The organism is Bradyrhizobium ganzhouense (assembly GCF_049949285.1).
GTDB lineage: Bacteria > Pseudomonadota > Alphaproteobacteria > Rhizobiales > Xanthobacteraceae > Bradyrhizobium > Bradyrhizobium ganzhouense.
In genome coordinates this window covers 6,043,206-6,066,481 of sequence record NZ_CP181318.1, presented here as the reverse complement: position 1 = coordinate 6,066,481, position 23,276 = coordinate 6,043,206, and the positions used below count along the sequence as shown (strand labels likewise).

General features: G+C 63.9%; 24 protein-coding genes. 12 read left to right on the top strand and 12 right to left on the bottom strand.

Annotation, left to right across the window (positions count from 1 at the left end; genetic code table 11):
- Nucleotides 1-44 precede the first annotated feature (44 nt).
- Nucleotides 45-2,255, top strand: coding sequence for a phosphoribosylformylglycinamidine synthase subunit PurL (gene purL / locus ACLFLU_RS28065; protein WP_426407999.1), 2,211 nt, complete (start codon nucleotides 45-47; stop codon nucleotides 2,253-2,255).
- Nucleotides 2,256-2,270: 15 nt separating this feature from the next.
- Here the strand turns inward: purL and ACLFLU_RS28060 are convergent, their stop codons facing one another.
- The 3 genes from ACLFLU_RS28060 to ACLFLU_RS28050 form a co-directional block, all read right to left on the bottom strand.
- Nucleotides 2,271-3,461 carry an acyltransferase family protein gene (locus tag ACLFLU_RS28060; protein ID WP_426407998.1) on the bottom strand — a complete coding sequence of 397 codons (1,191 nt, stop codon included), beginning with the start codon at nucleotides 3,459-3,461 and terminating at the stop codon, nucleotides 2,271-2,273.
- 129 nt (nucleotides 3,462-3,590) lie between these two features.
- Nucleotides 3,591-4,694, bottom strand: a complete 1,104-nt coding sequence (locus ACLFLU_RS28055; RefSeq protein ID WP_426407997.1) for an alpha/beta fold hydrolase — start codon at nucleotides 4,692-4,694, stop codon at nucleotides 3,591-3,593.
- A 67-nt stretch (nucleotides 4,695-4,761) separates the two neighbouring features.
- Entirely contained in the window at nucleotides 4,762-5,121 is a 360-nt protein-coding gene (locus ACLFLU_RS28050) for a DUF427 domain-containing protein (protein ID WP_045013445.1), read from the bottom strand.
- A gap of 209 nt (nucleotides 5,122-5,330) precedes the next feature.
- Between ACLFLU_RS28050 and ACLFLU_RS28045 the strand changes: the two genes are divergently transcribed.
- Nucleotides 5,331-5,567, top strand: coding sequence for a BolA family protein (locus ACLFLU_RS28045; protein WP_015685068.1), 237 nt, complete (start codon nucleotides 5,331-5,333; stop codon nucleotides 5,565-5,567).
- Between the two features lie 39 nt (nucleotides 5,568-5,606).
- Nucleotides 5,607-6,800: a low temperature requirement protein A gene (locus ACLFLU_RS28040; RefSeq protein WP_426407996.1), complete on the top strand. Its 1,194-nt coding sequence runs from the start codon at nucleotides 5,607-5,609 to the stop codon at nucleotides 6,798-6,800.
- Between the two features lie 21 nt (nucleotides 6,801-6,821).
- Here ACLFLU_RS28040 and egtD read toward each other — a convergent pair whose 3' ends face one another.
- Nucleotides 6,822-7,793 (bottom strand): L-histidine N(alpha)-methyltransferase, encoded by a 972-nt coding sequence (egtD, locus tag ACLFLU_RS28035; RefSeq protein WP_426407995.1) that lies wholly within the window; start codon nucleotides 7,791-7,793, stop codon nucleotides 6,822-6,824.
- 50 nt (nucleotides 7,794-7,843) lie between these two features.
- On the bottom strand, nucleotides 7,844-9,142 hold the full coding sequence (gene egtB, locus ACLFLU_RS28030) for an ergothioneine biosynthesis protein EgtB (RefSeq protein WP_426414090.1): 1,299 nt from the start codon (nucleotides 9,140-9,142) through the stop codon (nucleotides 7,844-7,846).
- 239 nt (nucleotides 9,143-9,381) lie between these two features.
- Between egtB and grxD the strand changes: the two genes are divergently transcribed.
- The 4 genes from grxD to ACLFLU_RS28010 are packed head-to-tail and all read left to right on the top strand — an operon-like array spanning nucleotide 9,382 to nucleotide 12,860.
- Complete coding sequence (gene grxD / locus ACLFLU_RS28025; RefSeq protein WP_008139425.1) at nucleotides 9,382-9,708, top strand: Grx4 family monothiol glutaredoxin; 327 nt, start codon at nucleotides 9,382-9,384, stop codon at nucleotides 9,706-9,708.
- A gap of 3 nt (nucleotides 9,709-9,711) precedes the next feature.
- Nucleotides 9,712-10,263, top strand: a complete 552-nt coding sequence (locus tag ACLFLU_RS28020) for an O-acetyl-ADP-ribose deacetylase (protein WP_426407994.1) — start codon at nucleotides 9,712-9,714, stop codon at nucleotides 10,261-10,263.
- 46 nt (nucleotides 10,264-10,309) lie between these two features.
- On the top strand, nucleotides 10,310-11,596 hold the full coding sequence (locus tag ACLFLU_RS28015; protein ID WP_426407993.1) for a serine hydrolase domain-containing protein: 1,287 nt from the start codon (nucleotides 10,310-10,312) through the stop codon (nucleotides 11,594-11,596).
- 1 nt (nucleotide 11,597) lies between these two features.
- Nucleotides 11,598-12,860, top strand: coding sequence for a serine hydrolase domain-containing protein (locus tag ACLFLU_RS28010; RefSeq protein WP_426407992.1), 1,263 nt, complete (start codon nucleotides 11,598-11,600; stop codon nucleotides 12,858-12,860).
- 112 nt (nucleotides 12,861-12,972) lie between these two features.
- On the opposite strand, the gene ACLFLU_RS28005 is transcribed toward ACLFLU_RS28010, so the two are convergent.
- From ACLFLU_RS28005 to murI, 6 genes are all read right to left on the bottom strand, one after another.
- A complete protein-coding gene (locus ACLFLU_RS28005) occupies nucleotides 12,973-14,040 on the bottom strand; it encodes a threonine aldolase family protein (RefSeq protein WP_426407991.1) in 1,068 nt (355 codons plus the stop codon).
- A 90-nt stretch (nucleotides 14,041-14,130) separates the two neighbouring features.
- Nucleotides 14,131-14,748, bottom strand: coding sequence for a 30S ribosomal protein S4 (rpsD, locus tag ACLFLU_RS28000; RefSeq protein ID WP_092228027.1), 618 nt, complete (start codon nucleotides 14,746-14,748; stop codon nucleotides 14,131-14,133).
- A 198-nt stretch (nucleotides 14,749-14,946) separates the two neighbouring features.
- The gene (locus ACLFLU_RS27995) at nucleotides 14,947-15,714 is read right to left on the bottom strand and encodes an acyltransferase (protein WP_426407990.1); all 768 of its coding nucleotides are present in this window, start codon (nucleotides 15,712-15,714) and stop codon (nucleotides 14,947-14,949) included.
- Between the two features lie 107 nt (nucleotides 15,715-15,821).
- Nucleotides 15,822-16,205 carry a cupin domain-containing protein gene (locus ACLFLU_RS27990; protein WP_426407989.1) on the bottom strand — a complete coding sequence of 128 codons (384 nt, stop codon included), beginning with the start codon at nucleotides 16,203-16,205 and terminating at the stop codon, nucleotides 15,822-15,824.
- Between the two features lie 71 nt (nucleotides 16,206-16,276).
- Nucleotides 16,277-17,050: an HpcH/HpaI aldolase family protein gene (locus ACLFLU_RS27985; protein WP_426407988.1), complete on the bottom strand. Its 774-nt coding sequence runs from the start codon at nucleotides 17,048-17,050 to the stop codon at nucleotides 16,277-16,279.
- A gap of 61 nt (nucleotides 17,051-17,111) precedes the next feature.
- A complete protein-coding gene (gene murI, locus ACLFLU_RS27980; protein ID WP_426407987.1) occupies nucleotides 17,112-17,909 on the bottom strand; it encodes a glutamate racemase in 798 nt (265 codons plus the stop codon).
- A gap of 374 nt (nucleotides 17,910-18,283) precedes the next feature.
- Between murI and ACLFLU_RS27975 the strand changes: the two genes are divergently transcribed.
- The 3 genes from ACLFLU_RS27975 (at nucleotide 18,284) to ACLFLU_RS27965 (ending at nucleotide 20,568) form a co-directional block, all read left to right on the top strand.
- Nucleotides 18,284-19,477 carry a sensor histidine kinase gene (locus tag ACLFLU_RS27975; RefSeq protein WP_426407986.1) on the top strand — a complete coding sequence of 398 codons (1,194 nt, stop codon included), beginning with the start codon at nucleotides 18,284-18,286 and terminating at the stop codon, nucleotides 19,475-19,477.
- A 2-nt stretch (nucleotides 19,478-19,479) separates the two neighbouring features.
- A complete protein-coding gene (locus ACLFLU_RS27970; protein WP_426407985.1) occupies nucleotides 19,480-19,857 on the top strand; it encodes a response regulator in 378 nt (125 codons plus the stop codon).
- Nucleotides 19,858-19,926: 69 nt separating this feature from the next.
- Nucleotides 19,927-20,568 carry a glutathione S-transferase family protein gene (locus ACLFLU_RS27965; RefSeq protein WP_426407984.1) on the top strand — a complete coding sequence of 214 codons (642 nt, stop codon included), beginning with the start codon at nucleotides 19,927-19,929 and terminating at the stop codon, nucleotides 20,566-20,568.
- A gap of 18 nt (nucleotides 20,569-20,586) precedes the next feature.
- Here the strand turns inward: ACLFLU_RS27965 and ACLFLU_RS27960 are convergent, their stop codons facing one another.
- Nucleotides 20,587-21,492, bottom strand: a complete 906-nt coding sequence (locus tag ACLFLU_RS27960; RefSeq protein ID WP_426407983.1) for a LysR family transcriptional regulator — start codon at nucleotides 21,490-21,492, stop codon at nucleotides 20,587-20,589.
- Between the two features lie 205 nt (nucleotides 21,493-21,697).
- Between ACLFLU_RS27960 and ACLFLU_RS27955 the strand changes: the two genes are divergently transcribed.
- On the top strand, nucleotides 21,698-22,444 hold the full coding sequence (locus tag ACLFLU_RS27955; RefSeq protein WP_426407982.1) for an SDR family NAD(P)-dependent oxidoreductase: 747 nt from the start codon (nucleotides 21,698-21,700) through the stop codon (nucleotides 22,442-22,444).
- Nucleotides 22,445-22,482: 38 nt separating this feature from the next.
- Nucleotides 22,483-23,229 (top strand): SDR family NAD(P)-dependent oxidoreductase, encoded by a 747-nt coding sequence (locus tag ACLFLU_RS27950; RefSeq protein WP_426407981.1) that lies wholly within the window; start codon nucleotides 22,483-22,485, stop codon nucleotides 23,227-23,229.
- The last annotated feature ends 47 nt before the right edge of the window (nucleotides 23,230-23,276 follow it).

Sequence of the window (23,276 nt, the reverse complement as noted above, 5' to 3'; positions counted from 1 at the left end):
ATGTTCCTAAGAACGGCCAAACGCCCGCCGAAAGCCCCGAATCCATGAAGAACGAACCCAAGATCACCCCCGAACTGGTTGCCGCCCACGGGCTCAAGCCCGACGAGTATGAGCGCATCCTGAAGTTGATCGGGCGGGAGCCGACATTCACCGAGCTCGGCATCTTCTCGGCGATGTGGAACGAGCACTGCTCGTACAAATCCTCGCGCATCCATCTGCGCGGCCTGCCGACGAAAGCGCCCTGGGTGATCCAGGGGCCCGGCGAGAATGCCGGCGTGATCGACATCGGCGATGGCCAGGCCGTGGTTTTCAAGATGGAGAGCCACAACCACCCGAGCTACATCGAGCCCTATCAAGGCGCGACCACCGGCGTCGGCGGCATTTTGCGCGACGTCTTCACCATGGGCGCGCGCCCGATCGCCTGCCTGAACGCGCTGAGCTTCGGCGCGCCCGAGCACGCCAGGACCCGGCATCTCGTCTCCGGCGTCGTTGCCGGTGTCGGCGGCTACGGCAATTCCTTCGGCGTGCCGACGGTCGGCGGCCAGGTGCGCTTCCACACCCGCTATGACGGCAACATCCTCGTCAACGCGATGGCGGTCGGCCTCGCCGATACCGACAAGATCTTCTATGCGGCCGCCTCCGGCGTGAATATGCCGATCGTCTATCTCGGCTCCAAGACGGGGCGCGACGGCATCCACGGCGCCTCGATGGCGTCGGCCGAGTTCGACGACAAGTCCGAGGAGAAGCGCCCGACCGTGCAGGTCGGCGATCCCTTCGCCGAAAAACTTCTGCTCGAGGCCTGCCTCGAGATCATGGAGAAGGGCTGCGTCATCGCGATCCAGGACATGGGCGCGGCGGGCTTGACCTGCTCGGCGGTCGAGATGGGCGCCAAGGGCGACCTCGGCGTCGATCTCGATCTCGACGCGGTGCCGACCCGCGAGACCGGCATGAGCGCCTACGAGATGATGCTCTCGGAGAGCCAGGAGCGCATGCTCATGGTGCTCAAGCCCGAGAAGGAAAAGGAAGCCGAGGCGATCTTCAAGAAGTGGGGTCTCGATTTCGCCGTGGTCGGCTACACCACGCCGAGCAAGCGCTTCGTGGTCAAGCATGGCGGCGACGTCATGGCCGATCTGCCGATCAAGGAGCTCGGCGACGAGGCGCCGCTCTATGACCGTCCGCATGTTCCCTCCACCGCGTTGCCGACCGTGCATGCGCGCGAGGTACCGGCGCCAATGGCCGTGGGTAGCGCGCTGGAGAAGCTGATCGGCACGCCCGACATGTGCAGCAAGCGCTGGGTCTGGGAGCAGTACGACCACGTCATCCTCGGCAACACCATGCAGCGCCCCGGCGGCGACGCTGCGGTCGTGCGCGTGCAGGACGGGCCGAAGGGGCTGGCGCTGACCGTCGACGTCACGCCGCGCTATTGCGAGGCCGATCCTTACCAGGGCGGCATGCAGGCGGTGGCGGAAGCCTGGCGCAACATCACGGCCGTTGGCGGCAAGCCGCTCGCGATCACCGACAATCTCAATTTCGGCAATCCTGAGCGGCCTGAAATCATGGGCCAGTTCGTCGGCTGCCTGAAGGGCATTTCGGAAGCCTGCCGCACGCTCGACTTTCCGGTCGTCTCAGGCAACGTCTCGCTCTACAACGAGACCAACGGCCGCGCGATCCTGCCGACGCCCTCGATCGGCGGCGTCGGCCTGCTCGACGATTTCACCAAGTCTGCGTCGCTCGCCTTCAAGGCCGAGGGCGAGGCGATCCTCCTGATCGGCGACACCCACGGTTGGCTCGGCCAGTCGGTTTATCTGCGCGACATCTGCGGTCGCGAGGAGGGCGCGCCGCCGCCGGTCGACCTGGCGGCCGAGAAGCGCAACGGCGACTGCGTGCGCGGCATGATCCATGCGGGCACTGCGACCGCCGTGCACGACCTCTCGGACGGTGGTCTGCTGATCGCGCTCGCCGAAATGGCGATGGCGAGCGGCATCGGTGCAAAGCTGCTGGCGGCGCCGAGTTCGCTTGTCTCGCATGCCTATTGGTTCGGCGAGGACCAGGCGCGCTATCTCGTCACCGTGCCGGAAACGGAAGCCGGCCGCGTGCTCGCCAAGATGCGCGGCTGCGAGGTGCCCTGCGTGCGGATCGGTACCACCGGTGGCGATGCGATCGCGATCGCCGGCGAGGCGCCCGTGTCGATCGAGAGCTTGCGGACCTCGCACGAGCGTTGGTTGCCGGATTATATGGGCGGGAAGGCGGCGTAAGCCGCCTTCCCACACTCACAGTACCTTCGTTGCTCCAGGGATTTGGCGCAGGGCGCGCGTCAGCGCCCAACTGAACGCGACTGTCAGCACGAATCCCACCGTCACCTTGACGATTGCTGGCAGGTCATAGTCGAACAGCCAGTATTGCAGCCAAAGCGCGATCGGGTAGTGCACCAAGAACATGCCAAAGGCGTCCGCCCGCATCGGATCGAGTAGCCTGGCCGAACCCGATTGCCTGAACCTCTGGAAGAAGGCCAGGATGAGAAACATGATGGCCACGCTGAAGACAGCGAAGCAGACAGCATAGAGCCCCTCATACCAGTTCGGCAGCGGTGACGGATTTCCCAGTATTTCGCGCTTGATGAAGATCAGTACCCAGAGCAGGCAATACGGAACGATCGCCAAGACCATCCAGTCCCAACTGACCTTCGCCATCCGGCCGTCAGCCGCGAGCAGTCCGCGGTCCATATTGGCGACGCCGATGCCGGCACCGAAAAAGAAGTAGCTCGCATAGAGCATCACGCGCCCGTGCTGCACCGAGAAGGGCCCGAACTCGAACCAGCTGCTTGGCCCAAAATACATCAGCCCTGGAACATAGAACGCTGCGGTGACGGCAAGCATGACCGCGAAGAACACCGCCGGCCGGCGGCGGCCGTGCAGCGATAGGCGATTGATCGGATCGAGCAGGTTGGGTGACAGTCGATGCAGGATGCAGGCAACCACGTCGAAGGCGAACAGGACCCAGAGGAACCAGATCGGCCCGCTCGGCCACGGACCCTTCGTGATCATATTCCACCAGTACTCCGAGAAGCCGATCTCGGGATTGTGCCGGAGCGAGATCGCGTAATAGGCGAGCGGAATGATCGTGAATGCGCAAATCACGAACGGCAGCCCAAGCCGCAGCAGGCGATCCGCCAAATAGCTCCGTGCTCCCTTGCGGGCGATGCCTGACCACGCAAACAAGCCCGACAGGAAAAAGAACATCGCCATGAAGAAGCTGTCGGTGGCGAGCACGATCATGTCGAAGCCGAAGAAGAACTTCGGGTCGGTATGACCGAAATAGGTATAGGGGATGACGGCATGGTGCAGCAGCACCACCAGCGTCAGGAAGGTGCGGGCGCGATCGAGCGACAGGTTGCGCGTCTTGCTTTTTGGCGCAGCATGCGCTTCGGCGCCAATCGTCGCTGACTGTGAGATCGTGCTCATGGTTGCCCCGGTCGCGTTTCTGTCCCAGCCGGACTCTGCCGCCGGGAACCCGATTCAGCAAGGGCAGTTTGTGCCGCGACAACCTCCCGTCGTGCGTATGGGAACCCGTGCCGCGCAACGCGGTTGACCTCAATTGCGCGTGAACGGCACCACGCGGGCCACCAGCTCCGCCAGGAATTCATCGGGACGATCGAACGGAATGAAATGATCGCCGCCGCGCACCCAGACAAATTCCTTGTGTGGGGCGGTGATCTGATTGAAGAGTTGTTCGGCCGGCCCACCCGGTGTGTTGTAGTCCGCATCGCCCTCGATGAAGATCACCGGGATCGGAAACGCGAGCCCCAGCGCGGCGACGTCGCGCTTGAACATGGGGCCCTCTCGTCCGCGCAGATATTTTGCGGAGAAGGCCATGCCTCTACGCCAGTTATACCAGTCCAGCAGCGAGAAATCCGGCATGAACGGGGGCGGGACGGGACCCGCCAACTGGACGCTCTCGATGGAAGGGAGCCCCAGCGCTTTGCTCCATTTGTCCGCAACCAATCGATTTTGCGGATTGATCAGGGGGCGCGCGACGATTGGCGCCAATTCCGCTTGGGCCTCGCTGTTGCCAGCGGACTGCGCCAACGCTTGCAGATGCGCGATCGTGATCTCGAATTGCTTCTCGAACGTCGCCCTGCCGACCACCTGTCCCGTGCCGACATAAGCATAAAACAGATCGGGGCGCTGCTTGACGATGTGAATGCCCAGAAACGAGCCCCAGGAATGCCCGACCAGGACAATTTTGTCCTTGTGCAGATGCGCCCGCAAGTATTCGACCAGCTCGACGCCATCCTGTGTCATCCGCTCCAGCGTCATGGTTGGCGCGAGCGTGTCCCCAGCCGCGCCATAGGTGCGGCCGGCGCCGCGCTGGTCCCACTGCACCACGGTGAAATGCTTTTCCCAGGGGCGCCAGCCCGACGAGATTGCCAAGGTTGAGCCTCCGGGCCCACCGTGCACGAACAGCAGAACCGGATTATCCCGATCCTCGCCGCGGATTTGAATCCATTGCTTGATGCCGCCGATATCGACGAACGCGCCCTCCTGCACGCCGTTGGGGGAGCGAATCGCGAGAGTTTCGGCGGCAAGATGCTGGCGATAGGCGCGAAAGCCCAGCCCGGCAGTCGCCACGACGATGAAGACGCCGGCCAATCCCAGCAACGAGACCCCAATCAGTCTTGCGGCCTTGCGCGGCATCTCGTGCCTTGTGTCGACCGAGAGGAGGCGACCTGACGAACGCCCCGGCGTCGCAGCGCGGGAGAGCTTAGCCCACTTCCTCGATCTTCACCTTGTCCGGATAGAACGCCAAGTGCCCCGAGATCTCCGTCATCGCCGGGAACGGCGTCTCGTAGGTCCAGATGGCGTTATCGAGCGTCTTGCCGTCGGCCTTGATGCTGTAATAGCTGGCGTCCCCCTTGTAGGGGCAGTGGGTGGTGCGCTCGGTGCGCTCCAGCAGCGCCATGTTGGCATCCTCGCGCGGCACATATTGCACCGCCGGATATTTGGCCTCTTTCAGGGTCAGCGCCTTGGCGCTCTCGGCGATCACGATATCACCCGCCGTGACGCGGACCCGCCGGGGGTTTTGGGTGATGGTGATGGGGTGGTCGGGGCCTGGAAGCTTCATGATTTCACGCCTTTTCGATCGATCTGCCGCGCGCGGCACTTTGTCGTGCCTTTATCCTGATGGGATCAGGGATATAATGCCTGAAGGCGTGACGTAGAAGGCCGTTCACGCTAAGTTTGGCCCTGCCGGCAAGTTTGGCTCTGCAATCCGGAGCCCGGCAAAGCAATTCGACGCCGAGGCTGTAAGCCGACACAAGGAGCAAGACCCGAATGCCCATGGACGCCCACGATATCGAGGCGATGATCAAGGCAGCGATCCCCGATGCCGAGGTGACCATCCGTGACCTCGCCGGCGATGGCGACCACTATGCCGCGACCGTGATCTCGGAATCCTTCCGCGGCAAATCCCGCGTCCAGCAGCACCAGATCGTCTATCGGTCCCTGCAGGGCCAGATGGGCGGCGTGCTGCATGCGCTGGCGCTGCAAACCGGCGTACCAGGTACTTGAATAATTTTCGCCTGACCTGATCGCGCGACGGGAGCGATGATGGCAGCCGACAATGCGCGCGGCGCGATGTTTCGCGTGATCGTGCCGAACCAGCCCAGCCGCGTCACCAATGCCGAGCTGTTCTTCGACCTCGTCTTCGTCTTCGCCGTCACGCAGATCTCCCACACGCTGCTGCACCACTTCACGCCGCTCGGCGCGGTCGAGGTCACGCTGCTGTTCCTGGCGGTGTGGTGGGTGTGGGTCTACACCGCCTGGGTCACCAACTGGCTCAACCCCGAGCTGACGCCGGTCCGCATCCTGATCTTCCTGATGATGCTCGGCGGCCTCGTGCTGTCGACGACCATCCCTGGTGCGTTCGAGGGGCGCGGCCTCTGGTTCGCGATCGCCTACGCGGTCATGCAGGTCGGACGCACTGCCTTCTGGCTGTTTGCGACCCCGCGCCATCGCACCGCCGTGCGGCACAATGCTATCCGCATTCTGGTCTGGCTGTCGTGCTCCGCGGTGTTCTGGATTCTCGGCGGTCTCTCGCACGGCGAGGAGCGGCTGTGGTTCTGGATCGTGGCGCTGACGATCGAATACGTCTCGCCCGCGGTGCGCTTCTGGGTGCCGAAGCTGGGCTTCTCGTCCGTGGAGGCCTGGGCGGTCGAAGGCAACCACATGGCCGAGCGCTGTGCCGGCTTCATTATCATCGCGCTCGGCGAAGCTGTCGTCGTCAACGGCGCGACCTTTGCCGAGCTGGACTGGACCGCAGACAACATCCTGGCTTTCGTCTCGTGCCTCGTCGGCAGCATCGCGATGTGGTGGGTTTATTTCCACAAAGGCGCGGAGGCCGGCTCCGAACGGATCTCGAAGAGCGCAGAATCCGGCCGGCTGGCGCGGCTCGCCTACACCTATCTGCACATGCCGATCGTCGCCGGCATCATCCTGACCGCTGTTTCGGACGAACTGGTGCTGAAGCACCCGACCGGCCATTCCGATGTCCGCATCATCGTGAGCACGATAGGCGGACCGCTGGTGTTTCTGGTCGGCACCATCCTGTTCAAGCACGCGATCCGCGGCTTCCTCCAGCTCTCGCACGGCATCGGCATCATTCTGCTGATGGCGCTGTGGTGGTTTGCCGCCGATCTCTCGCCGCTATGGCTGTCGGTCGCGACGAGCGTGATCATGATCGTCGTCGCGGTGTGGGAGTCGGTGTCGCTGGGATCGAAACCGGAAGAGGCCGGGGAGCATTAAGCTACCCCGGCGCAGGAGCGCTTACTCCGCCGCCTCCAGCGCGTGTACCGAGAACATCTTCGCTGCGTCCGTCCAGCTCTCGCGCACACGCCAGCCGGCGCTCTGCGCCAGCGTGGCAAAGCGCTCAATGCTGTATTTGTAGCTGTTCTCGGTGTGAATGCTCTCGCCCGGACGGAACGAGAAGCTGGTACCGAGCAGGCGCACGGTCTGGCTCTTCCGGCTGATCAGGTGCATCTCGATGCGGTGCCGGTCGTGATTGTAGATCGCGCCATGGGTGAAGGCGGAGAGGTCGAAATTGCCGCCGAGCTCGCGGTTGATCCGCACCAGCACATTGAGGTTGAATCGTGCGGTGACGCCCGCGGCATCATTATAGGCGGCGTGGAGCAGGCGCTCCTCTTTCTCGAGGTCGGCGCCGATGATCATCTGCGCGCCCCGGCCCAGAATCGCGCGCGCGCTTTTCAGGAAAGCCTGCGCCTCATGCGGCTCGAAATTGCCGATGGTCGAGCCGGGGAAGAAGCCGACCTTGGGCATGGACGCAACCGCCTTGGGCAGCTCGAACGGCGTAGTGAAGTCGGCGGCTACCGGATAGATGCCGAGCGAGGGGAAATCCCGCTTCAGCCCGTTGGCCTGTGCCTTCAAAAAATCGCCGGAGATATCGACGGGCACATAGGCCGCGAACTTGCAGTGGTTGAGCAGCAGGCGGACTTTTGTGGTCGCGCCGGCACCGAACTCGACCAGAGCCGCATGTTCCGGAATGATCTTTGCGATTTCGCTGCCGCGCTCCTTCAGGATCGCAAGCTCGGTGCGCGTCGGATAATATTCCGGCAGGCGCGTGATCGCCTCGAACAGCTCCGATCCGGTCGCGTCATAAAAATATTTCGGCGACAGTTTTTTCGGCTGTTGCGAGAGGTCCTCGATGGCCTCGCGGGCGAAGGCAGTCGTCTGCTCGTCGGGGAGATGGGCTTCGGCCAAAGCGCTGGCGTGCACATTCATGATACTCTCCTGAACGCGCTGTCCGGCGCGCATTTGTCGTCGGATGAGAACTAGAGATAGTTGGCGAGCCGCAACCCCGTGAATTGCCAGCGATGATGCGGATAGAAGAAGTTGCGGTATGTGACACGGCTGTGACCGTCCGGTGTCGCGAGCGAGGAGCCGCGCAGCACCAGCTGGTTGACCATGAACTTGCCGTTGTACTCGCCGAGAGCACCCTCGATGGCGCGGTAGCCAGGGTAGGGGGAATACGAGCTGCGGGTCCATTGCCAGACAATGCCAAAGGCATCGTTGAGCTGGCCGGCGCGCGCGGCGACCTCCCACTCCATCTCGGTCGGCAGGTGTTTTCCGGCCCAGCGCGCGAACGCATCGGCCTCGTAATAGCTGATGTGGCAGACCGGGGCGTCGGGATCGACCGGCTTGAGGCCGGCGAGCGTCATCACCTGCCATGCACCATCGGCCTCGCGCCAATGGCCCGGAGCCTGCCAGTCTTCCTTGCTGGCGGCGGCGAAGCCGTCCATCAGCCACAGCGTTGCGGTCCGATAGCCGCCGTCGCGCATGAAGGCGAGCCATTCGCCATTGGTGACGAGATTGCGTGCGATCTTCACCGGGCCGACGAGGGCGCGATGCGCCGGCTTCTCGTTGTCGAAATGGAAGCTGTCGTCGACATGGCCGACGGTGTGGATGCCCTCGTTAAGCGTCAGCCAATCCTCGCCCGTTCGTGTCGAAGCCGGGAAACGCCAGTCCTGATCGTAGGCTGGATAGACCGGGTTCTGCGCGAAGGCATGCAGGATGTCGGTGAACATCAATTCCTGATGCTGCTGTTCGTGGTTGAGCCCGACCTCGACCAGCGGCGCGATCTCACGAAGCTTGTCCTCGCCGGCTTCGCGGAAAAACTTTGCGACCGCCGCATCGACATATCGGCGGTAGGCACCGACCTCGTTGGCGCTGGGCCGGGTGATGTCGCCGCGGTGATTGCGGGCATGGCGGGGCCCGGCGCTGACGTAATAGGAATTGAACAGGAAGGCGAAGTCGGGGTGGAAAGGCCGATAGCCAGGGGCGTGCTCGCCGAGCAGAAATTGCTCCCAGAACCAGGTGGTGTGGGCGCGGTGCCATTTCGCCGGGCTCGCATCCGGCATGGACTGGATCTGCTGGTCCTCGGGCGACAGCGGCGCGGCCCGGCGCTCGGTCTCGTTGCGGACGCCGAGAAAGGCGGCCTCGAGCCGCTCGGCGAGGCTGCCCTGGTCGGCCGACGGTGACGAAAGCGGCGGACTGGCCGGTGCGGATGCTTGTTTCGTCACGTTTTTCTCCAGACAGAACAAGAGAACGTTGTTGGCGAGACCCGGTTCCAAAACCAAGGTTCGTCCTAGATAGGGGCTCCGTTACGGTATGAAAGTCCTCCCCGATGATGATATTCGTGCCATCATGCAATGGGCTGGGGCCGCTCCAGACGCCTGTTGAGGGGCCGTTCGCCGCCATTTTACTTTGGATGCACAACGGTTTGGGCTACATATATAGGCAGGTATCGGGTTAGATCGGCTGAGCCGGCCCGGAATGATAGGTGAGGGCTCTGCCCCAAAAGGACACGGATATGAGCATCGCGGAATTCATCGCTAACGAAGTGAAGTCGAACGACGTGGTTCTGTTCATGAAGGGTACGCCGCAATTTCCGCAGTGCGGTTTCTCCGGCCAGGTCGTGCAGATCCTCGACCATATCGGCGTCGGCTATAAGGGCCTCAACGTCCTCGAATCCGCAGAGCTCCGCAACGGCATCAAGGAATTCTCGAACTGGCCGACGATCCCCCAGCTCTACGTGAAGGGCGAGTTCATCGGCGGTTGCGACATCGTCCGCGAGATGTTCCAGGCTGGCGAATTGCAGCAGCTCTTCTCCGAGAAGGGCGTCGCGGTCGCGGCCTGATACGTGACGGTGCTGACGCGCCGGATCGGCGCCGTCCAGCTCGACATCATCGTTGCTGACATCACCACGCTCGGCGTTGACGCCATCGTCAATGCGGCCAACACGTCGCTCCTTGGCGGGGGCGGCGTAGACGGCGCGATCCATCGGGCGGCCGGGCCTGAGCTGCTCACCGAGTGCCAGACACTAGGCGGATGTCCGACTGGCGATGCTAAGATCACGAGGGGCTACCGTCTGCCCGCGCGTCATGTAATCCACGCGGTCGGTCCTGTCTGGTATGGCGGCGGCCGCGGTGAGGCGGATGCGCTGCGCTCCTGCTATCGTCGTGCGCTTGAACTCTGCGAGGCCAATGAGTTGAACTCGCTGGCGTTCTCCGCGATCTCGACCGGCGTATACCGCTTTCCGGCGGATCAGGCCGCGAGGATTGCGATCCATACGACGATCGACGCCCTGCCGACTGCTCCCGCGGTCGGCCACGTCATATTCTGTTGTTTTTCGGAGGCAAGCGCCGCGCTGCACACGGACGTTTTGGCGCGGTACGGCAGCCCTTGTGCCTGATGGCGCTGTCAGTACACTCCACCCGGCCATGCTCCGGGGAGGGGATATGATTTTACGTATTGGACGATTTGCGCTCGTCTGCGGCGCGCTTGCATCGCTTGGCACGATGTCGCTCGCGCGCGCAGAGGGCACTTACGAGATTCCGGCCGGCGCGCATTTCAATCAGGACAAGCTCGGCAAGATCAGCGAGTTCTTCAAGAACGAGGTCGCGACCGGCAAGATTGCGGGTGCAACCGTGCTGATCAAGCAGCATGGCAAGCCGGTGTACCACGAGGCCTTCGGCGTGCAGGACGTGGTCAGCAAGGCGCCGATCACCGACAAGACGATCTTCCGCCTGTTCTCGATGAGCAAGGCCATCACGGCGGTGGCCGCGATGAAAATGCTCGAGGACGGCAAGATCAAGCTCGACGATCCCGTCTCGAAATACATCCCGTCCTTTGCCAATGTGAAGGTCGGCGTCGAGAAGAAGGCCGACGACGGCACCAAATCGCTTGAGCTGGTGCCGCCAAACCGGCCGATGACGGTGAAGGATCTGATGACGCACACCTCGGGCGTCACCTACGGCTTTTATGGCGACACCCTGGTCCGCAAGGCCTATCGCGACGCCAATATCTATGCCGGCGATTTCGACCTCGCCGAGTTCGCCGAGCGCATCGCAAAGCTGCCGCTGCACAACCAGCCGGGCGCGCTCTGGCAATACGGCCATTCCACCGACATTCTGGCGCGCGTCATGGAGGTCGCGGCGGGCAAGCCGCTGCTCGATATCGAGCGGGAGACGCTGCTCGGTCCGCTCGGCATGGTTGACACCGGCTTCCTCGTCACGGACCCGGAGAAGCAGAAGCTCTTGGCGCAACCGGTGCCGAACGACAGCGATTTCCGGGTCGGCCGCATCAACGATCCGACGGTCGTCAAGAAGATCCAGTTCGCCAGTGGCGGAATGGTGACGACCATGGCCGATTACGAACGCTTCGCGCAAATGCTGCTCAACGGCGGCACGCTCGACGGCAAGACCATCCTCAAGCCCGAGACGTTCAAGCTGATGGTGACCGATCAGGTCGGCCCGAATTCCGGCGTCAGTCGCGACTATTTCTACTTCCCCGGCGACGGCTTTGGTTTCGGCCTCGGCCTCGCTGTCCGCACCGATCCCGGCAACGCAAAACCGCCGCCGCCCGGCGATCTCGGGGAATTGAAGTGGGACGGCGCCTCCGGCTGCTATTTCGTGATCGACCCCAAGCAGGACATGTTCTTTGTGCTGCTGGAACAGACCCCGACCGAGCGCCAACGCATCCAACGGACATTGAAGCAACTGGTCTATGAAGCCATGGAGAATTGACATGTTCGGGCGCCGCGCGCTGATTGCGGCGCTCGTCCTTTTGTTCGGCGTTGGCGGTGCGCAGGCGGGCTCCGAGAACCGCGTGCGCAACTTCACGCCTGAGGGCCTGGCGAAAGTCTCCGACTACATCAGGAACGAGATCGTGGCCGGCAAGTTTCCGGGCGCGATCCTGTTGCTCCAGCAGCACGGCAAGCCGGTCTATTACGAGAATTTCGGGGTGCGCGACGTCGCAACCGAGATGTCGATGAGCGCGGACACGATCTTCCGGCTCTATTCGATGTCGAAGCCGGTCACCTCAGTCCTTGCGATGATGCTGGTCGAGGAGGGCAGGCTCGCGATCAACGATCCCGTCTCGAAATACATTCCGGCCTTCGCCGGCATGAAGGTCGGCGTCGAGAAGAAGGCCGAGGACGACAAGATCTCGCTGGAGCTGGAGCCGCTCAAACGTCCGGTGACGATCGAAGATTTGATGCGCCATACCTCCGGGATCCCGTACGGCTATTATGGCGGAGGCCTGGTGAACAAGCTCTATGCCGACGCCGGTCTGTTCGACAACAAGGCTATGACCAATGCCGAACTCGTCGGGAAGATCACCACGCTGCCGCTCGCTGAACAGCCCGGCACGATCTGGGACTACGGCCTCTCTATCGACGTGCTCGGCCGCGTCATCGAGGTGATATCGGGGAAATCGCTGTTCCAGTTCGCGAAGGAGCGGCTGCTTGATCCACTCGGGATGAAGGATACCGCGTTCTATGTTGCCGATCCCGCCAAGTGGCCGCGCATCGCCGAGCCGATGCCGACGGATCGCGCGATCAGTCCGATGACGCAGGTCCGCGATCCCAGGAAACCGCTGAGATGGGAGTCGGGCGGCGGTGGCCTCGTCGGCACCGTCGGCGACTATGCGCGCTTCTCGCAGATGCTGCTCAATGGCGGCAGCTATGAAGGCCGGCGCTATCTCAAGCCGGAAACCATTGCCCTGATGGCGTCGGATCACGTCGGTCCCGAGACCCACGTCGAGCGCGACAGGAACTATTACCCGGGGGAGAACTCCGGCTACGGCCTCGGCCTCGCCGTCCGAACTTCCGTGCCGGCAGGCACGTCGTGGCCGCTCGGCGAATATCGCTGGGACGGCGTCGGCGGCACCTTCTTCTTCATCGATCCCGAAGACGATCTGTTCGGGATCTTCATGGTGCAGACCCCGTCACAGCGCGGCCGGATTCAGCTCGCGCTGAAGACGCTGATCTATCAGGCGATGGGGCGGTGATCGCCGAAGGTTCGTGGTTTGCGTAGCCCGGATGGAGCGAAGCGCAATCCGGGACTCTCTGACCGATCGGATAGATCCCGGATTTCGCTGCGCTCCATCCGGGCTACAGAACTCACGCCCCGCGCACGATCTCGCGCACGTAGCCGATCGTTTCCTCGATCTGGCTCGCATTGACGTCGAGATGGGTGCAGGCGCGGATGCGGCCGTCCATCATCGCGAGCGTCACGCCGCGCTGGCGCAGTGCGGCGACCATCTTGTCGCCGGGCACGCCGGCGCCGTCGGGCTTGAAGAACACAAGATTGGTCTCGGGCTCCTGCACCTCGACGCCCGAAATCTGCGACAGGCCGCGGGCAAGCGCGCGCGCGTTGGCATGGTCGTCGGCGAGGCGGTCAACGTGATGGTCGAGCGCATAGATGCAGGCGGCCGCGCAGATGCCGGCCTGCCGCATCGAGCCGCCGAGGCGTTGCTTCCACTGCCAGACCGCATCGATGAAGGCGCGGGAGCCCGCGAGCACGCCACCGATCGGCGCGCCGAGGCCCTTGGAGAAATCGATCCAGGCCGAATCCCAGCCTGCGGTCATGTCGCGCGGCGAGATGCCGCTCGCCACGGTGGCGTTGAGCAGACGCGCGCCGTCCATGTGGGTGACGAGGCCGTGTTGCCTGGCGATCGCGACGATCTCGTCGAGTGCGGCCTTCTTCCAGATCGTGCCGCCGCCGATGTTGGCGGTCTGCTCGACGCTGACGACGGTCTGCGTCGGCTGGTAGCGCGTGCGCGGGTGCAGCGCCTTGCGGAACGTCTCCGGCGTGAACTGGCCGTCGGCGCCCTTGAGCTGCGTCACCTGGAAACCACCGATCGCGGCATGCGCGCCGCCTTCGCGGGCGATGATGTGCGCGGTCTCATGCGCGAGGATCTCGTCGCCGGGCCGGCAATGCACCAGCGTCGCGGTAACGTTGCACATCGTGCCCGAGGGCATGTAGACGGCCGCCTCCTTGCCCATCAGCTCGGCCACGCGCTCGCACAGCGCATTTACGGTCGGATCGTCGCCGACCTGCTCGTCGCCAACTTCCGCCCGCGCCATCGCCTCGCGCATTGCAGCCGTCGGCTTGGTCTGCGTGTCCGAGAGCAGATTGATGCGCACCGGCGGCGCCTTGGGATCGATCGGGGGAGGGGTGTAGAGCATTGCGACGGCTCCTGAACGCATTGCGGCCACTGAAGTGTGGCTCTTAAGCAAAAAGGCCCCGGCGAACCGGGGCCTTTCGATATTCAGATCTTAGCGCGAATAGAATTCGACGACCAGATGGGGCTCCATCTGCACCGGGAACGGCACGTCGGAGAGGCCGGGGATGCGCACGTACTTTGCGGTCATCTTGCCGTGGTCGACTTCGAGATAGTCGGGGGTGTCACGCTCGGGGAGCTGGCTCGCTTCGAGAACGTGTGCGAGCTGCTTGGAGGCTTCCTTGACCTCGATCACGTCGCCGACCTTGATCTGGTAGCTCGAGATGTTGACCTTGCGGCCGTTCACCTTGATGTGGCCGTGGTTGATGAACTGGCGCGCGGCGAAGATCGTCGAGACGAACTTGGCGCGGTACACGACCGCGTCGAGACGACGCTCGAGCAGGCCGATCAGGTTCTCGCCGGTGTCACCCTTGAGGCGGCTCGCCTCGACATAGATGCCGTGGAACTGACGCTCGGAAATGTTGGCGTAGTAGCCCTTCAGCTTCTGCTTGGCGCGCAGCTGCACGCCGAAGTCGGAGAGCTTGCCCTTGCGGCGCTGGCCGTGCTGGCCGGGGCCGTATTCGCGGCGGTTGACGGGGCTCTTCGGGCGGCCCCAGATGTTCTGGCCCATACGGCGATCGAGTTTGTACTTCGCCTCACTGCGCTTAGTCATCGCGTCCTCTTCGGTTGCATGGTTTGAGGAAACGCGCCCTCCTGGGTGACGGGCTAGCCCGGCACTGACAGGTCCGATCCCCAAAGCTTAAGGGAGAGGACCACGGGTCGCGAAACGCTTCGCGGGCCGAAATCGGCCCGCGAGCAGGGGGCTTTTAGGAGAGTTTGGGCCGATTTGTCAATGCGAATGGCCCCGAAATCAGGTCCCGACAACCCGAATTGGCTTGGCGCCGGTCGCGCGTAATTCGGCAGCTATTTCAGTGTTCAGCACCTGTTCCAGCCGGGTCAGGACCCGAGCCATGGGGGCGGCATCGGTGACCCGGTGATCCCAGCGGATCACGACATGGATGGTCTGGTCGGGCTCGACCACCCCATAGCTGACGATGAACGGGCCGGGCGTAATAGGGTGGAGCTCGCCGCCGCCATAGGCGGCCACGGAGCTCACCTGGAAGCTGCCGAACCAATTGCCCCGCTGCCGGCCGAAATTTAGGCCCACCGCCCAGGACAGCCGCCGCAGCGGCAGCGGCAGGCGGGTCGCCCGCATGATCTTGCGGAACATCGGGACGTCGTCGATCGGCGCGGTCTTGGCGCGCCGGATTTCGGCGTCGATTGCGGCCAGCGCCATGGTCTCCGGGGCCGCGATTCGCTGCGGCATCACGCATTCCTCGCCGTCCTCGACCCGGGCGATGGCGATCAGAGCCACGCTTTTCGGCAGCTCGTAGAGCGATGGCCAGGGCCATTTGGCATAGACGGTGCGCAGGACCGGCTCGTCCCTGGCGACCAGGGCGAACGCCTTGACGAACATCGCGGCCCAGCCGGCCGGCGCTATCGCGCCCGCGCGAGCCTCCAGCAGGGGCCGGATATGAAGCGGGCGGGATAACGAGACGAACGGCACGCCCATCGAGGCGCGCATGAGGTCGATAATCAGGCGGCGCGGCAGCGAAATGTTCTTAGGTTGGCCGCGCATCGTTCTCCGGTTCCCGCGGATTGAGATAGGGGACGGCGAGCGGGTTCCCGCTCGCTGCCTGCTGTAGCACGAACCAACCCGCTTGGGGCCGGATCGGTTCGGCCCTATCAGGGTGCCGGCGAGGCCAGCGGCTTGGTCTTGTCGACGACGTAAACTCCCAGCACTTTCATAGCCTTGTCGCCATGAGCTTTGGCGTCATGCACGACGCCTGCGGGGATCTGGTAGGAATCACCGGCTTTCAGGGTTTTCTCGGGCTGCCCATCGATCAGGAGATTGAGCTCGCCTTCGAGCACATAGCCAGTCTCGACCCCCGGATGGGTGTGGCGTCCGGCCGCACCGCCCGCCGGGACTTCCGCGATGGCTGTGATGGTGTTGTAGCCATCGGGGAATTCGACCTTCTGGACCGGGGTGCGCTTGATGCCGGTCTGCTGGGCAACGGCGGCGACGGCGAGGCTGGTGAAAGCAAGAACGAGCAGGCTCTTTTTGAGCATCGATTGTTTCCTCCCTGGAACGGCCGACCCTAGCAGCGCGGCTGTTCCCGGCAAGGTGGCAATCGGCCTGTTCAGCGCTTGATACCGTCGAAGGCCGCCATGATGCCGCGCTGGAACAGCGACCAGTCGAAGCCGAGCGCGATCGCGCGGTAGCCGCGGTCGATCAGGGCGTTGGCCTGGTCTGCGGTGCGGGCCACCCCGCCGATCGGGACGCCGCTTCTGAGGATGCCGGCTTCCGCGCGGGCGACCAGTTCGAGCAGCTCGGGATCGTCCATCTGTCCGCGCTTGTTGATGGACGTGGCGAGATCGCCGGGGCCGATGACGGCGACGTCGATGCCCGGCGTCGCCATGATCTCGTCGATGCGGTTGACGGCATCGACATGCTCGATGGTGATCATGCAGATCATCTCGTCGTCGGCTGACGCCATGTAGTCCGGCATCGACTGGCCCCAGCGGAACGGTGCGTGGAACGGACCCCACAGACGATCGCCGCGCGGCGGATAGCGCACGCTGCGCACCGCCTTCTCGGCCTCGCTGCGGTTCGTGATCATCGGGAAATTGATGCCGAAGGCGCCGATGTCCATCGGCGCTTTCGCAAGCCACGGCTCGTTCGCCGCGATCCGCACCAGCGGCGTGCACGGCGTGCCCGTCGTCGCGGCAATCATCGCATGCGCTTCGGTCAATCCAATCGGGCCGTGCTCGAGATCGACGATGATCCAGTCGAGCGAGCGCGCCATGATCTGCACCAGCTGCACGCTCGGGATCGTTGCGATCGCGCCAAAGGCGGGGCGGCCTTCGCTCCACAATTGGCGAAGGCGATTGAGCGGCGTTGCGGAGACCGGCATGTGATGACCTTGCGCGAGATGACAACGGCGAAGCCTAGCAGCGCACCGTGTCTGCGAAAAGTCAGGCCAGTGCGCGGCCGCCGAAGAACGGCGTCAGGGTCGCCCCGAGACCATGTGCGCGGTTTGACGTAAAGATCATCTCGGCGCCGGGTTGCACAATGTCGCTACCCTGCGGGCCGAGCAGATCCGAGACGCGGCGGGCGATGGCGGGCGATGGATCGATCCATTCCACCGGCCAGGGCGCTAGCTTTTTCATCCGGTCAAGCAGCAGTGGATAATGCGTGCAGGCCAGCACCACCGTGTCGGTGCGCGCACCCGCGTCTGCGGCATCGCCGACGAAGCAGGGCGTGAGCTCGGCGAGGATATCGCCGTCGCTGATCGGGTGGCCGCTGAGCTCGCGCTCCGCAAGCGAGGCCAGTTCGGGCGAGCCGACCAGCGTGACCTCGCATCCTTGCGCGAAATCGCGGATCAGCGCCTTGGTGTATTCGCGCTTCACGGTGCCCTTGGTGCCGAGCACCGAGACACGGCGGGTCTTCGACCGGGCGCAGGCCGGCTTGATCGCCGGCACCGTGCCGACGAAGGGCACGGAATAAGCGGCCCGCAGATGCGATAGGACGAGGGTGGAGGCGGTGTTGCAGGCGATGACGACGAGGTCAGGATCATGGGTGCCGATCAGCTCCCCCATCAGCGGCACGACGCGGGCGATGATCTCGTCCTCGCCGTGATGGCCATAGGGGAAGAAGGCATCGTCGGCGACGTAGACGTAATGCGCATCCGGGCGTGCGGCCACCACCTCACGCAGCACGGTGAGGCCGCCAAGGCCGGAGTCGAATACCAGGATCGTCGGGGAATTGGTCACGTCATTACCTTAAGGGGCCATGGTTACCATTCGGTTTTTGGGGCGGTTTTGCGGCCGGGATGGCCGGCGCCCAGTTTGGAACGATTCAATTTCAGCTTCGCCACATGTTCCCGCGGCCCCGTTCGCTCGGCATCGTCATTGCGAGCGTAGCGAAGCAATCCAGAGTCTTGCCGCGGTGGCAGTCTGGATTGCTTCGCTGCGCTCGCAATGACTGCACCTCCGGAACTAACTGCCGCTCCCCACGTTAAGACCGTTCACTCAAGTGTGGCCGCGCCGACGAGAGCGGTGTCGGGGTAGGGCGCCATCTCACCGAATGCACGATCCGAGGCTGATGACGGGCGCGGCCAGATGGCAGATTGCGAGACAGAAATCCCATGTTGTTGAGTGGGGCACAATTGGGCCCGCGCGAAGAGCTCCCTCAAACGCTTGCCGGCGTGTTCATCACCGCCGAATTGGGCCGGCGAACCACCGCGCCGCGCAACCATCTGCGCGAGAAGCTCGCGATCCAGGATATCGCCGAGCGCATGTCGGATCAGCCGACGGAGATCCTGCCGCAACTGGTCAAGCTCGCAATGGGGATTTCCGGCGCAGAATCCGCCGGCATCAGCATTCTCGAACAGGACAAGGAGCTGTTCCGCTGGTTCGGTCTCGCGGGCGTTCTTGCCACTTTCGAAGGCGCGACCACGCCGCGCAACGACAGCCCCTGCGGTGTGTGCCTTGATTTCGACGGGCCGATCCTGATGGACCGCCCGGAGCGCGTCTATGCATGGATCGCTGAGGCGAACATCACCGTGCCGGAGGTGCTGCTGGTGCCGCTGCGCGTCAAGGGCCGTGGCGCGATAGGAACGCTGTGGCTTGTTGCGAATGAGCCGGGGCACTTCGATCTCGGCCACGCGCAGGCGATGACGGAGTTGGCGGCGTTTGCGGGCGTCGCCTTGCGCATGATCCAGACCGAGGAGCGCCTCAACCAGTCGCTCCACGCACAGGAAGTGCTGACGCGGGAGATGAGCCATCGGGTGAAGAACCTGTTCGCGCTCACGGCCAGCATGATCCGCATGAGCGACCGGACCTCAAACTCGCAGGCGGAACTCGCCGAAAAGCTGACCGGCCGCGTCCTCGCGCTCGCCGATGCGAATGCGCTGGTGCGACGGCAGTTCGATGCCGGCGTGCCCGACGGTGTGGGGTTCGAAGAGTTGATCGCGCGGATTTTGCGTCCTCACGAACATAATCGCTCCGCTGTCAGCGGGCCGGCATTGCCTGTCGGCGAGCGGTCAACCAACAACATCGCGCTCATCTTCCATGAGCTGGCGACTAATGCCGCCAAATACGGCGCGTTGAGCTCCGAGAGCGGTGCGGTGAAGGTCACCTGGTCCATCGTGGATCAGCATGTGCAGCTTGTCTGGCAGGAGAGCGGCGGCCCGTTGGCATCGCCTCCTGCCTCGCAAGGGTACGGATCGCGCCTTGTTGCCGCGACAGTCGCCAGTCTCGACGGCAAGCTCGACTATGATTGGGCGCCCGGAGGTCTCAAGGCCGAAATGCGCTTTCCTCTCGCATCGTTGCAGGCTTGAGCGTGGGTTCTGTCCAAGAGTCAGGAAAGCCGGTGGTGCTGGTCGTCGAGGACGATCCGGTCCAGATGATGATTGCCGGCGATCTCGTCAAGGATGCCGGATTGACGCCGATCTTCGCAGAGAATGCGGACGAGGCGATCGTTGCGCTGGAAAGCCGTGACGATATCCGAATCGTGCTGACGGATGTCGATATGCCGGGCTCGATGGACGGCCTGCGGCTGGCTGCGATCGTGCGACATCGCTGGCCACCTATTCAGCTCGTCGTCGTCTCCGGGCACATGCTGCTCGAGCACGCCGAGCTGCCGGAGCGGAGCCGCTTCTTCAACAAGCCCTATGCGCCGGACAAGATGATCGGGGCATTGCGCAGCCTGGTCGCCTGAACGATCTTCAAGGTGACACTCGGCTACGCTATGCTGACGGCGGGCGAAGTTCTGCCCGCAGGAGGCCTCATGCTCACAGTCCATCACCTCGGCAAATCGCAATCAGAACGCATCGTCTGGCTCTGCGAGGAGCTCGAGATTCCCTATGAGCTGAAGCGCTATGCGCGCGATTCCGTCACCATGCTGGCGCCGCCCGACTACAAGGCGCTGCATCCGATCGGGGCTGCGCCGGTCATCACCGATGGCGATCTCGTGCTCGCCGAATCCGGCGCCATCGTCGACTACATCATGGCCAGATACGGCAAGGGGCGTCTGGTGCTCCGCGCCGACGATCCCGACTTCGCACAATTCCTGTACTGGTTTCACTTCGCCAACGGCACGCTGCAAGCCGGCATGGGCCGGCTGATGCTCTTGAACTGGCTCAAGCTCGCCGAGGACAATCCAATGCTGATTGCGACCAAAGCGCGCGTCGACCGTGCCTTCGATCTCGTCGATGCGCGCGTGCGCGATGCCGAATATCTGGCCGGCAGCACCTTCACTACGGCCGACATCATGATGGGCTTCTCGCTGACCACGATGCGCTATTTCCAGCCCTACGATCTCGCGCGCTGCCCGAACGTGGTCAAATATCTCGGCCGTATCGGTGCACGTCCAGCCTACCGGCGCGCGATGGAAAAGGGCGATCCCGGAATGGCGCTGCTCTTGAGCTGAGCGGCACCCCGGCGGCGATCACCGCGGCACATGTTTGCTTGCGCGCTCGATCAGGTCGCCCAACCGCGAGATGAATTTCGCCAGGATCGGTGAGGCATTGGCCTTGTGGTAGCCGACGACGAGGTCGATCGTCGGCGCCTTGCCCTTGAGCGGGCGACTGACGACGGACCAGGGCAGAAAATTCTTCACGTAACTCGGCAGCAGCGCGAAGCCGCGGGTCGAAGCGACCATCGATACCGCCATGACGATGTTGTCGGCTTCGTGGGTCGTCGCGATGCCGAGCCCGCTTTCGCGCAAGTAATTGTTGATGACCTCGAGAAGCGCAGGCGCAGTGTCGGAGACGTTGATGAAGGGCGTTCCCTTAAGCTTTGCAAGCTCGACACGGTCCAGCTTGGCGAGGCGGTGGTCGCTCGGCAGCACAGCGGCCAGCGTCTCCTCGATCACGGTCTGGTAGACGAGATCGGCCGAGCCTGCCTCACGCCGCATGAAGGCGAGGTCGAGGCTGCCGCGCGTCAGGCCCTCCGCCAGCACAGGCGAAAAATCACTCGTCACTGTCACGTCGATGTTCGGCAGCTCGTCGCGCAGCACGCGCATCGCCTCCGGCAGCCAGTCGATTTCCTGCCCGGTGAGGAAGCCGAGCGCAAAGCGTGATTTTTCGGGGCGGCCGGCGCGCCGCGCCGCCTCGATGGCTGCGTCCGCCTGCGTCAGCGCCAGGCGTGCGTGATCGAGAAAGGTCTTTCCCGCGACCGTCAGCTCGACGCCGTGCACGCTGCGCGCAAACAAGGGCACGCCGACCTCGTATTCGAGGTCACGGATCTGGCGGCTGAGCGAGGGCTGCGCGGTGCGCAGCCGCTTCTGGGCGGCGACCGTGAAGCTGCCTTCCTCGGCAACGGCGACGAAGTAACGGAGGTGACGCAGCTCCATGAGCAGATGCCTCTCAACAGGTTCGCGGCGCGTTCGTGCCTCCCGGCAAAGGCCCCGCTGACAACCATCCCATACCTATCAGGCATGAAAGGCAACTAACAAAGTCTTGGCGACGCAAACGGCCTTTCCCTATTTCACCGAAGCGATGCTGCTGGACCCAATCGATCTGGCGGCGTCGCAAGAGGCAGAAAGATCAGGTATTTACATGACTTTACCGGTCGTATTGATCACGGGCGCGCTCGCCGGCATCGGCCGGGCGACCGCCGTTTCGTTCGGGCGATCCGGTCATCGGGTGATGGTGTCCGGCCGGCGGGACGATGCTGGGCAGGCATTGGCCGCGGAGCTGCGCGACCTTGGCGCGGAGGCCGAATTCATCAAGGCCGATGTCCGCAATGAAGCCGACATCCGCGGTCTCGTCGATGCGACCGTCGAGCGGTTCGGCCGCCTCGACATCGCAGTCAACAACGCCGGGGTCGAAGGCACGCCCGGCCCGGTGTGGGAGCAGACCGAGCAAAGCTACGCCGACATCTTCAACACCAACGTGCTCGGAACGTTGCTCAGCATCAAGCACGAGCTGCGCGTGATGAAGGCGCAGGGCGCGGGCAGCATCATCAACATCTCCTCGACCATGGGCGAGCGGGGCGCGGCCAATCTGGCGCTCTACACCGCAAGCAAGCATGCCGTCGAAGGCCTGACCAAGTCGGCGGCCCTGGAAGCCGCAGCCTTCGGCGTGCGCGTCAACGCGGTCGCCCCCGGGCCAACAGACACCGCTATGCTCGATCGCCTGACCGGATCGCTGGAGAAGAAGGCGGCGTTCTACGCGGCCGTGCCGCTCAAGCGCGGCGCAAGGCCGGACGAGATCGCGAACGCCGTGCTGTTCGTCGGATCGGAGCAGGCCTCGTTCATCACCGGCCAGATCATTCGCGTCAACGGCGGCAAGACCGCCAGCTAAGTCGCGTCCAGACCATTCCAGAGAAAGTGAGAAAGACCATGACTGACCTCAGGGGAAAGACCGCACTCGTCACCGGCGCCTCGCGCGGCATCGGCCGCGCCTCGGCGCTGGCGCTCGCGAAGCGCGGCGCGCAAGTGCTGGTGCATTATGGCCAGGGCGCTAAGGAGGCCGAGGCCGTCGTCGCCGAAATTCGCAAGAACGATGGCCGTGCCGATGCCATCGGGGCCGATCTCGGTGCGCCTGATGGCCCGCATCAGCTGGCGACCCGCGTGCGCGGCATCGTCGGTGACCGGCTCGACATTCTCGTCGCCAATGCCGGTGTCGCCAAGGCGGCCGTGATCGAGGAGACCACTGTCGAGGATTTCGACCGGCTGTTCGCCGTCAACGTCCGTGCGCCGTTCTTCCTGGTGCAGCAATTGCTGCCCATCCTGAATGAGGGCAGCAGTGTCGTGCTGGTCTCCTCGCTGGCCGCGCATGCAGTGGTCGGCACGCTGCCGGCCTATGCCGCAACCAAGGGCGCGATCGATACGCTGGTGAAGCATTTTGCGGCGGCGCTCGGCGCACGCGGCGTGCGCGTCAACGCCGTGGCGCCCGGCGTGGTGGGGACCGAGATGTCGTCCTTCACCAAGACCGATGCGGGGCGGGACTACACGCTCGGCATGCAGTCCCTGAAGCGGATCGCCGAGCCCGACGACATCGCCGATGCCATCGCCTTCCTCGCTTCTCCCGACGCGCGCTGGATCACCGGCGACACCATCCACGTCGACGGCGGCTCAAAACTCTGAGCCGGCCGCCGCCGTCTCTCCCCCCCCGACCTCACAAAGGAAACCTA

Bases quoted from the DNA above. Each gene is read 5' to 3' on its own strand.
- purL (WP_426407999.1), top strand. From the start codon at position 45: ATGAAGAACGAACCCAAGATCACCCCCGAACTGGTTGCCGCCCACGGG.
- ACLFLU_RS28060 (WP_426407998.1), bottom strand. From the start codon at position 3,461: ATGAGCACGATCTCACAGTCAGCGACGATTGGCGCCGAAGCGCATGCT.
- ACLFLU_RS28055 (WP_426407997.1), bottom strand. From the start codon at position 4,694: ATGCCGCGCAAGGCCGCAAGACTGATTGGGGTCTCGTTGCTGGGATTG.
- ACLFLU_RS28050 (WP_045013445.1), bottom strand. From the start codon at position 5,121: ATGAAGCTTCCAGGCCCCGACCACCCCATCACCATCACCCAAAACCCC.
- ACLFLU_RS28045 (WP_015685068.1), top strand. From the start codon at position 5,331: ATGCCCATGGACGCCCACGATATCGAGGCGATGATCAAGGCAGCGATC.
- ACLFLU_RS28040 (WP_426407996.1), top strand. From the start codon at position 5,607: ATGGCAGCCGACAATGCGCGCGGCGCGATGTTTCGCGTGATCGTGCCG.
- egtD (WP_426407995.1), bottom strand. From the start codon at position 7,793: ATGAATGTGCACGCCAGCGCTTTGGCCGAAGCCCATCTCCCCGACGAG.
- grxD (WP_008139425.1), top strand. From the start codon at position 9,382: ATGAGCATCGCGGAATTCATCGCTAACGAAGTGAAGTCGAACGACGTG.
- ACLFLU_RS28015 (WP_426407993.1), top strand. From the start codon at position 10,310: ATGATTTTACGTATTGGACGATTTGCGCTCGTCTGCGGCGCGCTTGCA.
- ACLFLU_RS28010 (WP_426407992.1), top strand. From the start codon at position 11,598: ATGTTCGGGCGCCGCGCGCTGATTGCGGCGCTCGTCCTTTTGTTCGGC.
- ACLFLU_RS28005 (WP_426407991.1), bottom strand. From the start codon at position 14,040: ATGCTCTACACCCCTCCCCCGATCGATCCCAAGGCGCCGCCGGTGCGC.
- rpsD (WP_092228027.1), bottom strand. From the start codon at position 14,748: ATGACTAAGCGCAGTGAGGCGAAGTACAAACTCGATCGCCGTATGGGC.
- ACLFLU_RS27995 (WP_426407990.1), bottom strand. From the start codon at position 15,714: ATGCGCGGCCAACCTAAGAACATTTCGCTGCCGCGCCGCCTGATTATC.
- ACLFLU_RS27990 (WP_426407989.1), bottom strand. From the start codon at position 16,205: ATGCTCAAAAAGAGCCTGCTCGTTCTTGCTTTCACCAGCCTCGCCGTC.
- ACLFLU_RS27985 (WP_426407988.1), bottom strand. From the start codon at position 17,050: ATGCCGGTCTCCGCAACGCCGCTCAATCGCCTTCGCCAATTGTGGAGC.
- ACLFLU_RS27975 (WP_426407986.1), top strand. From the start codon at position 18,284: ATGTTGTTGAGTGGGGCACAATTGGGCCCGCGCGAAGAGCTCCCTCAA.
- ACLFLU_RS27965 (WP_426407984.1), top strand. From the start codon at position 19,927: ATGCTCACAGTCCATCACCTCGGCAAATCGCAATCAGAACGCATCGTC.
- ACLFLU_RS27960 (WP_426407983.1), bottom strand. From the start codon at position 21,492: ATGGAGCTGCGTCACCTCCGTTACTTCGTCGCCGTTGCCGAGGAAGGC.
- ACLFLU_RS27955 (WP_426407982.1), top strand. From the start codon at position 21,698: ATGACTTTACCGGTCGTATTGATCACGGGCGCGCTCGCCGGCATCGGC.
- ACLFLU_RS27950 (WP_426407981.1), top strand. From the start codon at position 22,483: ATGACTGACCTCAGGGGAAAGACCGCACTCGTCACCGGCGCCTCGCGC.